10 protein-coding genes are annotated in these 12,144 nt (G+C 71.7%); 4 read left to right on the forward strand and 6 right to left on the reverse strand.

Annotated elements, in window-relative coordinates:
• The first annotated feature begins 68 nt into the window (after positions 1–68).
• Together AB0O07_RS21990 and AB0O07_RS21995 are read left to right on the forward strand one after the other, a co-directional pair.
• Entirely contained in the window at positions 69–1,100 is a 1,032-nt protein-coding gene (locus tag AB0O07_RS21990) for a P1 family peptidase (RefSeq protein WP_365635733.1), read from the forward strand.
• 146 nt (positions 1,101–1,246) lie between these two features.
• Positions 1,247–2,146 carry a DUF6227 family protein gene (locus tag AB0O07_RS21995; RefSeq protein WP_365635735.1) on the forward strand — a complete coding sequence of 300 codons (900 nt, stop codon included), beginning with the start codon at positions 1,247–1,249 and terminating at the stop codon, positions 2,144–2,146.
• Positions 2,147–2,253: 107 nt separating this feature from the next.
• Here the strand turns inward: AB0O07_RS21995 and AB0O07_RS22000 are convergent, their stop codons facing one another.
• The 4 genes from AB0O07_RS22000 to AB0O07_RS22015 all read right to left on the reverse strand — a co-directional run bounded on the left by AB0O07_RS22000 (position 2,254) and on the right by AB0O07_RS22015 (position 7,689).
• On the reverse strand, positions 2,254–4,386 hold the full coding sequence (locus tag AB0O07_RS22000) for a fructose-specific PTS transporter subunit EIIC (RefSeq protein WP_365635737.1): 2,133 nt from the start codon (positions 4,384–4,386) through the stop codon (positions 2,254–2,256).
• A gap of 73 nt (positions 4,387–4,459) precedes the next feature.
• Complete coding sequence (gene pfkB / locus AB0O07_RS22005; protein ID WP_365635739.1) at positions 4,460–5,419, reverse strand: 1-phosphofructokinase; 960 nt, start codon at positions 5,417–5,419, stop codon at positions 4,460–4,462.
• Positions 5,416–6,192, reverse strand: a complete 777-nt coding sequence (locus tag AB0O07_RS22010) for a DeoR/GlpR family DNA-binding transcription regulator (protein ID WP_365635741.1) — start codon at positions 6,190–6,192, stop codon at positions 5,416–5,418. Before AB0O07_RS22010 ends, pfkB begins: the two co-directional genes overlap by 4 nt.
• 114 nt (positions 6,193–6,306) lie before the next feature.
• The gene (locus AB0O07_RS22015; RefSeq protein WP_365635743.1) at positions 6,307–7,689 is read right to left on the reverse strand and encodes an MFS transporter; all 1,383 of its coding nucleotides are present in this window, start codon (positions 7,687–7,689) and stop codon (positions 6,307–6,309) included.
• A 255-nt stretch (positions 7,690–7,944) separates the two neighbouring features.
• On the opposite strand from AB0O07_RS22015, the gene AB0O07_RS22020 reads away from it, so the two are divergent.
• Positions 7,945–8,937, forward strand: a complete 993-nt coding sequence (locus AB0O07_RS22020) for a YafY family protein (protein WP_365635745.1) — start codon at positions 7,945–7,947, stop codon at positions 8,935–8,937.
• Between the two features lie 193 nt (positions 8,938–9,130).
• Here the strand turns inward: AB0O07_RS22020 and AB0O07_RS22025 are convergent, their stop codons facing one another.
• Together AB0O07_RS22025 and AB0O07_RS22030 are read right to left on the reverse strand one after the other, a co-directional pair.
• Complete coding sequence (locus AB0O07_RS22025) at positions 9,131–10,126, reverse strand: sigma-70 family RNA polymerase sigma factor (protein WP_365635747.1); 996 nt, start codon at positions 10,124–10,126, stop codon at positions 9,131–9,133.
• A gap of 427 nt (positions 10,127–10,553) precedes the next feature.
• Positions 10,554–11,351, reverse strand: coding sequence for a class III extradiol ring-cleavage dioxygenase (locus AB0O07_RS22030; RefSeq protein ID WP_365635749.1), 798 nt, complete (start codon positions 11,349–11,351; stop codon positions 10,554–10,556).
• 138 nt (positions 11,352–11,489) lie between these two features.
• Between AB0O07_RS22030 and AB0O07_RS22035 the strand changes: the two genes are divergently transcribed.
• Positions 11,490–12,053 carry a MarR family transcriptional regulator gene (locus AB0O07_RS22035; RefSeq protein WP_365635751.1) on the forward strand — a complete coding sequence of 188 codons (564 nt, stop codon included), beginning with the start codon at positions 11,490–11,492 and terminating at the stop codon, positions 12,051–12,053.
• The last annotated feature ends 91 nt before the right edge of the window (positions 12,054–12,144 follow it).

Consider the following 12,144-nt stretch of genomic DNA (forward strand, 5'->3'; position numbering starts at 1 on the left):
CCCGCCCTCCTCCATCGGTTCCCGGCGTCGGCGTCCCACTGCCCGGGCACGTGGTACGCATGGGAACCATGGCACTGAATGACGCACTGACCGATGTGGCGGGCCTCCGGGTAGGGCACGCCCAGGTGACCGGTGATCGCGCGCTCACCGGCACCACCGTCGTGCTCGCCCCGGAGGGCGGGGTGGTCTCCGCCGTGGACATACGGGGCGGCGGGCCTGCCACGAAGGAGACCGACGCGCTCGACCCGCGCAACATCGCCCAGCGCACGGAGGCCGTCGTGCTGACGGGCGGCAGCGCGTTCGGGCTCGACGCGGCGTCCGGTGTGATGGCATGGCTGGAGGAGCGGGGGCGGGGCATACGGGTCGGCCCCGGTCCGGGTCAGGTGGTCCCCGTCGTCCCGGCGGCGGGCATCTTCGACCTGGGCCGTGGCGGCGACTGGCGGGTCCGGCCCGACGCGGCGACCGGGCGCGCGGCGGTGGAGGCGGCGGCGGCGTCGGAGGGCGGGGCGCCGGTCGCCGAGGGGTGCGTGGGCGCGGGGGTCGGTGCTCTCGTCGGGCGGCTCAAGGGCGGTGTCGGGACGGCAAGCACGGTGCTGGACTCCGGAATCACGGTCGCCGCGCTGATCGTGGCCAACGCGGCGGGCTCCGTGGTCGATCCGCTGACCGGAGTGCTGTACGGGCGCTACTTCAACGGGCGTACGGAGTATCCGACATCTGAGGCGCACGAGGCGGCCCAACAACGACTGGCCGAGTTGAGCGGGCGGAACAGCCCCGCGCCGCTCAACACCACCCTGGCGGTCGTCGCCACGGACGCCGAACTCTCCCGGGCGCAGGCGCAGAAGCTTGCGGGGACGGCGCACGACGGCATCGCGCGCGCCGTCCGACCGGTGCATCTGCTCAATGACGGGGATACTGTCTTCGCGCTGTCAACTGGTGTTCATGCGTTGGAAGACGGGGATCCACTCGCTCTCAACGCGATTCTGGGAGCGGGGGCGGATGTGGTGACCAGGGCGATCGTGTCGGCCGTGTGTGCGGCTGAGGGAATCGACGGGCCCGGGGGTACGTTTCCTTCGTACCGTGAGTTGTACGGGCTGGACTGAGGGGCGTGCCGGGCGAGTTGACAAGGGGCGCGCGGGAACTTCGCGTACGCCCCCTTCGTTTTCCTAAACTTAGGACGCGATGTCAGCCCTAGGCACTACGTTATGCAATCACCAAGTGACATGTGGCGACGGCCTGGAGACCCATCTTGAACGATCCCTACGAGACAACCGAGACGCACCTCGCGCGACTCCTGGGTCGGGCACTCAACTCCTTCGACCTGCCTGACGTACTGGTCGAACGACTCGACCGTGCGCTGGCGCACGCCAGCTCGCTGTGTTCCGCGCACCACAGTGCGGGGCTGCACCGCGAGACGTACCGGCACACCTTTCTGCTCAACGACGGCAGCGCGCTCAGCCTTTGGGAGCTGGTGCACAACACCGGCCGGGACGGCGCGCGGCTGCACGAGCTCTACGGGGAGGAGTCCGAGGCCCAGCTCGCGGCGGCACGCCTCTGCCGGCCGGGCAGCCCGGAGGCTCCGCGGCTCTCGTCGAGCGAACCGTACGAGCAGGACGGCGAGTCGTACGCGGGAGACCGAGGATGCCTGGACGACCTCCGGGAGGAGGACGCCCAGGACGCCGAGGCCTCCATGGACGAGCTCGCGGCCGATCTTCTGGCGGAGTTGGAGAACGAGCGCACGGCGGAGATCGACGCCCACCTCGCGTTGATCCGCGGACTGCGCGCGCTGCCCGCACCGGCGCCGACGCCGCGGCACCGGCTGTACGCGCCCGACAACTCGCCGGACCACGCCCGCAGGGTGCTGCGCCGGGCGGAGAACGAGGACTGCCCGAGCGAGGCGACCCGGCTGCTGCTGAAGACGGCGTTCGCGCACCACATCACGCAGGTCTTCGGCCGGCAGTGCCAGGTCGCGGGCAAGGACGCGGGGTTCATGCTCTACGAGCACGCGTTCCTGCTGATCGACGGCACCGAGATGAGTCTGTGGGAGGTGGAGCACACGGCGACGCCGGACGGTCGGCACATGTGTGAGGTGTACGAGGCCGAGCAGGCGGCGCGGGACGCCATGGAGCTTCGCGCGCGGGTCCTGTGACCGCCGGCCACGGCTGAGAGAACCGGGCCTGGAGAAGGCCGTACGGCCCGCCAGGGGTGGGACGGACCGTACGGCCTCCTGGGGGACCCCGGAGGCGGCCAGGGGGCTCAGACGCCCGCGGGCACCTTGACCTCGGTTCCCGCACCGCCGGTGCTCTGCGCCCCGGGGGCGGCCGTGCCGGGGGCCTGGTCGGGGGTGCCGTTCCGGCGGGTTCCCTTGAGCACGACGACCAGTCCGGCGGTGACGAGCGTTCCCGCGGCGATCGCGATCAGGTAGAGCAGCGGGTTGCCGATCAGGGGGATCACGAAGACACCGCCGTGCGGGGCGCGCAGCGTGCACTCGAAGAGCATCGAGAGCGCGCCGGTCACCGCTCCGCCCGCCATCGCGGACGGGATGACCCGCAGCGGGTCGGCGGCGGCGAACGGGATGGCGCCTTCGGTGATGAAGGAGGCGCCGAGCACCCAGGCGGCCTTGCCGTTCTCGCGCTCGGTACGGGTGAACAGCTTTCCGCGCACGGTCGTGGCGAGCGCCATGGCCAGCGGCGGGACCATGCCCGCCGCCATCACGGCGGCCATGACCTTCAGGCTGCCCTCGTTGGGGTTGGCGAGGCCGCCGACGGCGAAGGCGTAGGCGACCTTGTTCAGCGGGCCACCGAGGTCGAAGCACATCATGAGGCCGAGGACGACGCCCAGGATGACCGCGTTGGCCCCGGAGAGGCCGGACAGCCAGTCGGACAGGACCTCCTGGAGCGAGGCGATCGGCTTGCCGACCACCAGGAACATCAGGAATCCGACCACCGCGGAGGAGATCAGGGGGATCACGACGACCGGCATGATGCCGCGCAACGCGGCGGGTACGTCGACGCGTTGGATGGCCATCACCACGCCACCGGCGATGAGACCGGCGGCGAGACCACCGAGGAAGCCCGCGTTGATGCTGAGGGCGATGGCCCCGCCCACGAAGCCGGGGACGAGCCCTGGGCGGTCGGCCATCCCGTATGCGATGTAGCCCGCGAGGACCGGCACGAGGAAGCCGAAGGCCAGGCCGCCGACCTGGAAGAGCAGGGCGGCCCAGCTCAGGCTCTCCGTCCAGACGAAGTGCTCGGCGACGGAGGGGGCCTTGTCGACGGTGTAGCCGCCGATGGCGAAGCCGAGGGCGATGAGGAGGCCGCCGGCCGCGACGAACGGGACCATGTAGCTCACGCCGGACATCAGCCACTTGCGCAGCTTGGTGCCGTACCCCTCGCCGGGCTCCCCCGCGTTGTCCACGGGGGAGGCGGCGTTCGCGGCGCCGGTGATCTCGCCGCGTGCGGCCTTGCCGCGCACCTCGGAGATCAGTTCGTCGGGGCGGTTGATGCCGGCCTTGACGCCGACGTCGACCGTCGGCTTGCCGGCGAAGCGCTCCTTCTCCCGTACGGGGACGTCGTGCGCGAAGATCACGCCGTCGGCGGCGGCGATGACGGCCGGGTCGAGCCGGTCGAAGCCGGCGGACCCCTGTGGTTCGACGACGAGTTCGACACCGTCGGCCTGCTGTCCGGCGCGCTCCAGGGACTCGGCTGCCATGTAGGTGTGCGCGATGCCGGTGGGGCAGGAGGTGACGGCGACGATCCGGAAGACCTTGTCCCCGGTGGTGCCGGAGGCGGTGGCGTCGGACGCGGTGGTGTCCGACGGGGTGGCACCTGACGGGGTGGCGGGCGGGGCCGCCGTCTCCGAGGTCCCCGGCTTGGCGGGGGTCGGCTCGGGAGGCGCCGTCTGCGGGGTTGTGGTCTCCGGGGCCGCTGCCTCCGGGGATGTCGCGGGGGTCTCGCCTCGGATGAGGGCGGCGGTCGCCTCGGTGTCGGTGGCCGAGCGGAGCGCCGTGGTGAACTCCTCGTTCATCAGGCGGCGGGCGAGCGCGGAGAGGATGGTGAGGTGCGCGTCGTCGGCGCCGGCCGGGGCCGCGATGAGGAAGATCAGGTCGGCGGGTCCGTCGGGGGCGCCGAAGTCGATGCCCCGCGCCGAGCGGCCGAAGGCCAGGGTCGGCTCGGCGACATGGGCGCTGCGGCAGTGCGGGATGCCGATGCCGCCGTCGAGACCGGTGGGCATCTGCGCCTCGCGCGCGGCCACATCGGCCAGGAAGCCGTCCAGGTCGGTGACCCGGCCCAGGGTCACCATGCGTTCGGCCAGCGAGCGGGCCGCTGCTTCCTTTGTCTCGGCGGCCAGGTCGAGGTCGACCAGGTCCGCGGTGATCATGTCGCTCATCGCGGGCTCCTTTGCTCGCTTGTCGGGCGGGTCAGGTTCTCCGGGGGGAGGAGGGGAAGGGGGACGGAGGAGGTCATGAGGCGGGCTCCCTCAGCGGGCGGTCCTGCGGGATGTCGGCGGTCACCGTGACCGAGGACGGGTCCAGATCGGTGGGCGCGGGCATGACGCTGCCCGGGAGTTGCACCGCCGCCGCGCCGTGCGCGAGGGCGGAGGCGAGGGCTCCGGGGCCGTCGCCGCCGGCCGCCAGGAAGCCGGCGAGCGAGGCGTCGCCCGCGCCGACGTTGCTGCGGACCGCGGCGACCGTGGCGGAGCCGAAGTAGGTGCCGGTCTCCGCGACCAGGAGCTGGCCGTCCGCGCCGAGGCTGGCGAGGACGGCGGTGGCGCCGTACGTACGGAGTTCCTCGGCGGCCTTGACGGCGTCGCCGATGGTGGCGAGGGGGCGGCCGACGGCCTGGGCGAGTTCCTCGGCGTTCGGCTTGACGACATCCGGCCGTTCGCGGAGCGCGGCGAGGAGCGAGGGGCCCGAGGTGTCGAGGGCGACCCTGGCTCCGGCGTGGTGGGCGCTCGCGACGAGTTCCGCGTACCACTCGGGGGCCAGTCCGCGTGGCAGGCTGCCGCAGCAGGCGATCCAGGCCGGGGAGCCGGAGTGGGCGCGGATCCGGGTCCGTACCTCGGCGAGCAGCGACTCCGACTCGGCCGGGGTCAGTTCGGGGCCCGGCGCGTTGATCTTGGTCAGGGTGCCGTCGGGCTCGGCGAGCGCGATATTGGAGCGGGTCGCGCCTGCGACCGGCACCGGGGCGACCTCGATGCCCTGTCCGGCGAGGAGTTCGGCCACCAGCGCCCCCGGGGCACCGCCCAGGGGCAGCACGGCGACGGTACGGTGTCCGGCCGCCGCGACGGCGCGGGAGACGTTGACACCCTTGCCGCCGGGGTCCATGCGTTCGGCAGTGGCCCGCAGTACCTCGCCCCGGTCGAGGGCGGGGATCTCGTACGTACGGTCCAGGCTGGGGTTGGGGGTGACGGTGAGGATCATGCGGCGCTCTCCTGGACACACAGCACCTCGGTGCCCGCGGCCTCGACCGCCGCGACATCCGAGGGGCCGAGCCCGCTGTCGGTGATGAGCAGATCGACGTCGGCGAGGGTGCCGAAGCGGGCGAAGTGCTCCTGGTCGTACTTGGCCGAGTCGGCGAGCAGCACCACGCGCCGGGCCGCGCCGATCAGCGCGCGCTTGACGGCGGCCTCGGCGAGGTCGGGGGTGGTGAGCCCGGCTTCGGGCGAGAAGCCGTTGGTGCCGAGGAAGACGACATCGGCGCGGATCTCCCCGTACGCCCGCAGGGCCCAGGCGTCGACGGCGGCCCGGGTGCGGTTGCGCACCCGGCCGCCGACGAGGTGGAGATCGATGCCCGGGTGGTCGGCGAGACGGGCGGCGACGGGGAGGGAGTGGGTCACGACCGTGAGCCCGCACTCCAGCGGGAGTTCCGCCACCAGCCGGGCGACGGTCGAGCCCGCGTCGAGGATGACGCTGCCCTCGCCGGGGAGTTCCGCGAGCGCCGCGTGGGCGATGCGGTCCTTCTCGTCGGCGGCGGTGGATTCGCGCTCGGCCAGGTCGGGTTCGAAGTCCATGCGCCCGGCCGGGATGGCCCCGCCGTGCACACGGCGGACGAGACCGGCCCGGTCCAGGGCCTTCAGGTCGCGCCGTACGGTCTCCGCGGTGACCTGGAACCGCTCGGCGAGCGACAGCACGTCGACGCGTCCGCCCTCACGGGCCAGGCGCAGGATCTCCTGCTGCCGCTCCGGTGCGTACATGTGGTTTTACGTCCGTCCTGTGCCCGACCCTGTGGTTTCGGCGACACGCTACGCCCACATTTCTAGAAAGTAAACATATTCGGGCGGGCTTCGGACGGGACCGGACAGGATCGGTCAGTTCTTCTGGAGTTTCGCCTGCCGTGGCAGCGCGAACATGATGGCGAAGATGGCCGCGAGCACGACCGCCACCCACCCCAGCGCGTGCTGGAAGCCGTCGGCGAAGGCCGCGTTGGTCTCGTTCACCGGCCGGCCGTCGACCACGCCGAAGAACACCACCGACACCAGCCCGAGCCCCAGCGCGTTGCCCATCTGCTGAGTGGTGTTGATGAGGCCGGACGCCGAGCCCGAGTGTTCGCGCGGGACGTCGGAGAGCACCGCGTCCGTCAGCGGGGCCACGATCAGGCCCATCCCCGCGCCCATCACCACCAAGGGCGGGGCCATCTGCCAGGAGTGGATCCCCAGGCCGTACCGGTCGGCCACGGCCAGGTGCAGCAGCACCCCGGCGATCATCGTCAGCGCGCCCGCCTGGAGGACCTTGCGCCCGAAACGCGGGACGAGCTTCTGTACGGAGAGGGCGGCGGCGACCGATACGGCGACGGAGAACGGGAGCCCGGTGAGCCCGGCGTGCAGCGGGCTCCAGCCGAGGCCTATCTGCATGTACAGCGTCCAGACCAGGAAGAAGATACCGAGCGCGATACCGAAGGTGAGCTGGACCGCGATCCCGGCGGCGAAACTCTTGATCCGGAAGAGCGACAGTTCGATCAGCGGTGAACCGTCCCTGCGCGACTTCCGTCGCTCGTACGCCACCAGCGCGGCCAGGACGACAAGGCTGCCGGCCATGCAGAGGTGGCCCCACAGCGGCCAGCCGAGGTCGCGCCCCCGGGTGAGCGGGTAGACCAGCATCAGCAGCGCGGTCGTCACCAGCGCCACGCCCACCAGGTCGAGCCGGAGCGCCCGGGGCGCCTTGGACTCGACGATGAACCTTCGGGCCAGCACCACGCCCGCCACGCCGACCGGCAGGTTGATCAGGAAGATCGGGCGCCAGGCGAGGCCGAAGAGGTTCCACTGGGTGAGCAGCGCGCCGAGCAGCGGACCCGAGACGGCGCCGAGGCCGACGATGGCGCCGAAGAGCCCGAAGACCTTGCCGCGTTCATGGGCGGGGAAGGTGACATGGATGATCGCCAGCACCTGGGGCACCATCATGGCGGCCATCGCGCCCTGGAGGAGCCGCGAGCCGACCAGCATCTCCGGGGAGGCCGCGAAGCCGCAGAGTGCGGAGGCGATCGTGAAGCCGCTGATTCCGATCAGGAAGAGCCGCTTGCGGCCGTAGATGTCACCCAGTCGACCTCCGGTGATCAGTCCGGCGGCGAAAGCGAGCGCGTATCCGGCGGTGATCCACTGGATGGCGCCGAAGGAGGCGCCGAGGTCGCGTTCCATGCTCGGGATCGCGATATTGACGATGGTGACGTCGACCAGGTCCATGAACGCGGCCGTCATGACCACGGCCAGGGCCAGCCAGCGGCGGCGGTCACCGGCCGGGGGGCGGCTCGGACGGGATCGGCGCGGAAGCGGTTGCCGCGGCCGGCGGGATGGCGGGGGCCGGGGTGGCGGACGCCGACGGCGGGGCCACGGGGCGGGCCGAGGGGGCCGTCGGTGACGTACTGGGTGAACTCGTACTGGGTGAACTCATGGGCGACAACCTAGGAACGCTCTAGGCCATTACGTGTCCTAAATGGCGCGCACCATGGTCGTATGACCGACACCCCGGCACGGCTCCTGAGGCTGCTCTCCCTGCTCCAGACCCCGCGCGAGTGGCCCGGCAGCGAACTGGCCCGGCGGCTGGAGGTGAGCGCACGCACCATCCGCCGCGACATCGACCGGCTGCGCGCCCTGGGCTACCCCGTGGAGGCCACGATGGGGGCGGACGGCGGCTACCGGCTGGTCGCCGGTACGGCCATGCCGCCGCTGCTCCTGGAGGACGACGAGGCCGTGGCGATCGCGGTCGGTCTGCGGGCCGGCGCCGGCCATGCCATCGAGGGGCTCGACGAGGCGTCCGTACGGGCCCTGGCCAAGCTGGAGCAGGTGCTGCCGTCCCGGCTCCGGTACCGGGTCTCCGTCCTCCAGACGGCCACGGTGCCGCTCACCCGCGGGGACGGCACGACCATCGACCCCCGCACGCTCACGGTCATGGCCGGCGCCGTCGCCGCCACGGAGCGGCTGCGGTTCGGCTACCGCTCCGGGGACGGTACGGAGACGAAGCGGCAGGTCGAGCCGTACCGGCTGGTCTCGACGGGCAGGCGCTGGTACCTCGTCGCCTACGACCTGGGGCGGGAGGACTGGCGTACGTTCCGGGTCGACCGGGTCAGCGAGCCGTTCGCGACCGGTGCCCGGTACGCCCCGCGCGAGCTGCCGACCGGGGACGGGGACGCGGCGCGGTTCCTGAGCAGGTCGATGGCGCGGATGCTGCCCCGGATGGAGGTGGACGTCACGTTCCGGGCGCCCGCGGAGTTCGTGGCGGCGCGGCTGCCGAAGCATCTCGGGGCGCCCGTGGCAGACGGTCCGGAGTGCTGCCGGCTGCGGACGACCGTGCACGACTCGCTGGAGTGGCTGGCGCTGCGGCTGGCGCTGGTGGAGTGCGAGTTCACGGTGCACGCCCCCGTCCAGCTCTCGGAGTTCCTGGGCGAGCTGGGGGCGCGGCTGACGCGCGCCTCGGGCCGCGCGGGGCAAGAGGAGGATGCGCGGTAGCGGGGCGGGGTGCGGGTGGGCAGAGGGGAGCCCCGGCACCTGGGGGGGGTCGGTGCCGGGGCTCGTCATGGGGGCCGATGGGTCAGCCGGCCCGTACCGCCCGGGAAGTCGCCGCTCGGAGAGCCGACGCCCAGCGGGCCGACGCCCGGGGAGCCGGTACGGGCACGGGGGACATGACGGCCATGCGACGGCGTCACGCCGCCGCGTCGAAGCCGGTGTCCCTCGCCATCTTCTTCAGCTCCAGCAGGGCGTGCTTCTCGATCTGCCGGATCCGCTCCCGGGTCAGGCCGTGCTCCTTGCCGACCTCGGTCAGCGTGCGCTCACGGCCGTCATCGATGCCGTACCGCATCTTGATGATCGACGCGGTGCGCTGGTCGAGCCTGCCGATCAGGTCCTCCAGCTCCTCGCTGCGCAGCAGCGTGAGCACGGACTGCTCGGGCGAGATCGCGGAGGTGTCCTCCAGCAGGTCGCCGAACTGGGTGTCCCCGTCGTCGTCCACCGACATGTTCAGGCTGACCGGGTCACGGGCCCAGTCCAGGACGTCGATGACCCGCTCCGGGTTCGAGTCCAGCTCGGCGGCGACCTCCTCGGGCTCCGGGTCGCGGCCGTGCTCGCGGTTGAACTCGCGCTGGACGCGCCGGATCCTGCCCAGCTCCTCCACCAGGTGGACGGGGAGCCGGATGGTGCGCGACTGGTCGGCTATGGAGCGGGTGATGGCCTGGCGGATCCACCAGGTCGCGTACGTGGAGAACTTGAAGCCCTTGGCGTAGTCGAACTTCTCCACCGCGCGTACCAGCCCCGCGTTGCCCTCCTGGATGAGGTCGAGCAGGGGCAGGCCGCTGCGCGGGTAACGGCGCGCCACGGCGACCACAAGACGGAGGTTCGAGCGTATGAAGATGTCCTTCGCGCGCTCGCTGTCGGCGATCAGCGCCTCAAGCTCCTCGCGCGAGGCACCGCCCGCCTCGCTCTCCACCTCGCCGTCGAGGATCTGCCGGGCGTAGACTCCGGCCTCGATGGTCTGGGACAGCTCGACTTCCTTTGCAGCGTCGAGCAGCGGTGTACGCGCGATTTCGTCGAGGTACATGCCGACCAGGTCGCGGTCGGCGATCTCCCCGCCTACGGCGCGAACACTGCTTGCCGCTTTCGTCCCGCCGGAGGCGGAACGACGGGCGACGGCACGGGTTGCCATGCGAGCTCCCTTACTGAACTGAGTAGGTCGCGACACCCTCCCGGGTGCCCTGCATCCGATGGAAACAACGACTGGAATCCGGACAGAATTCCCATGGCGCGCATGGATTTTGTGATCATGCAGTACCCTGTGCCGTCGACCACGCGACCCGCACTCGCCGCTGGATGCGGAAGCGCAGGTCAGGACAGGCGCCGAGGCTGATGCCGAGCGTGCTCGCGAAGAGCGCGACCAGCGAGTTCAGCAGCTCCGCTCACTACTTGAAGACGATTCGGTTGCGACTTTGGTTGCTCAGAGCAGCCTGTACTGCCGTACGCCTTGACACCCGAACGGACGACCGCGCCGCTCAGTTCCGCGCCCGCCCCCACCAGGACCGCGACTCTCCCCGCGCCCAGCCCCGCCCCGCCCGCACTCCGCCCGCGCCGGCCCCTCAGCCGAACTGGAGCGACCTCTTCGCCAGGCCCATCCAGAAGCCCTCGATGACGCTCCTGGCGCCCTCCCCCTCCAGACCGTCCCCGGCGGCGCCCAGCGTCACGAACAGCGGGGCGAAGTGCTCGGTGCGGGGGTGGGCGAGGCGGCCGGCCGGGGCCTTGTTCTCGAAGTCGAGCAGGGCGTCGATGTCCCGGGCCCGGAGCGCCCGCGTACCCCAGTCGTCGAACTCCGCCGACCAGCCGGGCACGCCGCCGCCCTGGTGGCGCAGGGCCGCGAGGTTGTGGGTGAAGAAGCCGCTGCCGACGATCAGGACCCCCTCGTCCCGCAGCGGGGCCAGCTTGCGCCCGGTCTCCAGCAGCTTGACCGGGTCGAGCGTCGGGAGGGAGATCTGGAGCACGGGGATGTCCGCCTCGGGGTACATCTCGACCAGGGGTACGTACGCCCCGTGGTCCAGCCCTCGGTCCGGCACGTCCTGTACGGGGGTGCCGGCGCCGCGCAGCAGCTTCCGTACCGCGTCGGCCAGCTCAGGGGCGCCGGGGGCGTCGTACCGCACCCGGTAGTAGTGCTCGGGGAAGCCCCAGAAGTCGTACACAAGGGGGCGGGGCTCGACCGCGCCCAGGGCGAGCGGGGCCTCCTCCCAGTGGGCCGAGACCATCAGGACGGCCTTGGGGCGGGGCAGCGCCGCCGACCAGGCCGCCAGCTCGCCGGGCCAGACCGGGTCGTCGGCCAGGGGCGGAGCCCCGTGGGAGAGGTAGAGGGCGGGCATGCGCTCCGTGACGGCGCTGTCGGCGTTCATGGCGGCTCCCAGGGGCACTCGTCGGCGGCGTCCGCGTGCGGCTCGCCACCCGGGCGCCTGCTTGAAAGCTCAAGCATTCATTACTCAGAAGCGTACGCGCATCTAGTTTAACTTTCAAGAATGAGTACAGTGGAATGCATGACCATGGCATCGACCGGCATCGGCGCCGGCCCCGTAGACGGCACCAACGCGGAGAGCGACGGAGAACCCGACGGCGCCGGGACGCGCTGGCTCAGCGATGACCAGCAGCGCGTCTGGTTGACGTACCTCCAGGCGACCACACTGCTTGAGGACCACCTCGACCGTCAGCTCCAGCGTGACGCCGGGATGCCGCATATCTACTACGCCCTGCTCGTCAAGCTCTCGGAGGCGCCGCGCCGTCGTATGCGGATGACGCAGCTCGCCATGGAAGCCAAGATCACCCGCTCGCGGCTCTCGCACGCCATCGCCCGCCTGGAGCAGCACGGCTGGGTCCAGCGCGAGGACTGCCCCTCCGACAAGCGGGGGCAGAACGCGTTCCTGACGGACCTGGGTTTCGACGTACTGAAGCGTTCGGCGCCGGGCCATGTGGCCGCCGTACGTCAGGCGATCTTCGACCGGCTCACCCCGGAGCAGGTCGGCCAGCTCGGCGAGATCATGCATGTGATGGCGGAGGGGCTACAGCCCGAGGGGACCGGAGCGGATCTGCCCTGGCGCCGCTGACTCCGTGCGGAGCCACGGCACCAGGGGAGATCCGTCCGTCGTCATCCGGCCCTGAGGTGGCCGCCGCCCTGGGGTGCGCGACCTGCCCGGC

The sequence above is a fragment of the Streptomyces sp. NPDC093085 genome, from assembly GCF_040683935.1.
Classification (GTDB): Bacteria; Actinomycetota; Actinomycetes; order Streptomycetales; family Streptomycetaceae; genus Streptomyces.

Excerpts from the sequence above, each read along its gene's own strand:
- AB0O07_RS22030 (WP_365635749.1), bottom strand. The coding sequence starts at position 11,351 with ATGAACGCCGACAGCGCCGTCACGGAGCGCATGCCCGCCCTCTACCTC.
- AB0O07_RS22000 (WP_365635737.1), bottom strand. The coding sequence starts at position 4,386 with ATGAGCGACATGATCACCGCGGACCTGGTCGACCTCGACCTGGCCGCC.
- pfkB (WP_365635739.1), bottom strand. The coding sequence starts at position 5,419 with ATGATCCTCACCGTCACCCCCAACCCCAGCCTGGACCGTACGTACGAG.
- AB0O07_RS22035 (WP_365635751.1), top strand. The coding sequence starts at position 11,490 with ATGACCATGGCATCGACCGGCATCGGCGCCGGCCCCGTAGACGGCACC.
- AB0O07_RS22015 (WP_365635743.1), bottom strand. The coding sequence starts at position 7,689 with ATGACGGCCGCGTTCATGGACCTGGTCGACGTCACCATCGTCAATATC.
- AB0O07_RS22025 (WP_365635747.1), bottom strand. The coding sequence starts at position 10,126 with ATGGCAACCCGTGCCGTCGCCCGTCGTTCCGCCTCCGGCGGGACGAAA.
- AB0O07_RS22020 (WP_365635745.1), top strand. The coding sequence starts at position 7,945 with ATGACCGACACCCCGGCACGGCTCCTGAGGCTGCTCTCCCTGCTCCAG.
- AB0O07_RS22010 (WP_365635741.1), bottom strand. The coding sequence starts at position 6,192 with ATGTACGCACCGGAGCGGCAGCAGGAGATCCTGCGCCTGGCCCGTGAG.
- AB0O07_RS21990 (WP_365635733.1), top strand. The coding sequence starts at position 69 with ATGGCACTGAATGACGCACTGACCGATGTGGCGGGCCTCCGGGTAGGG.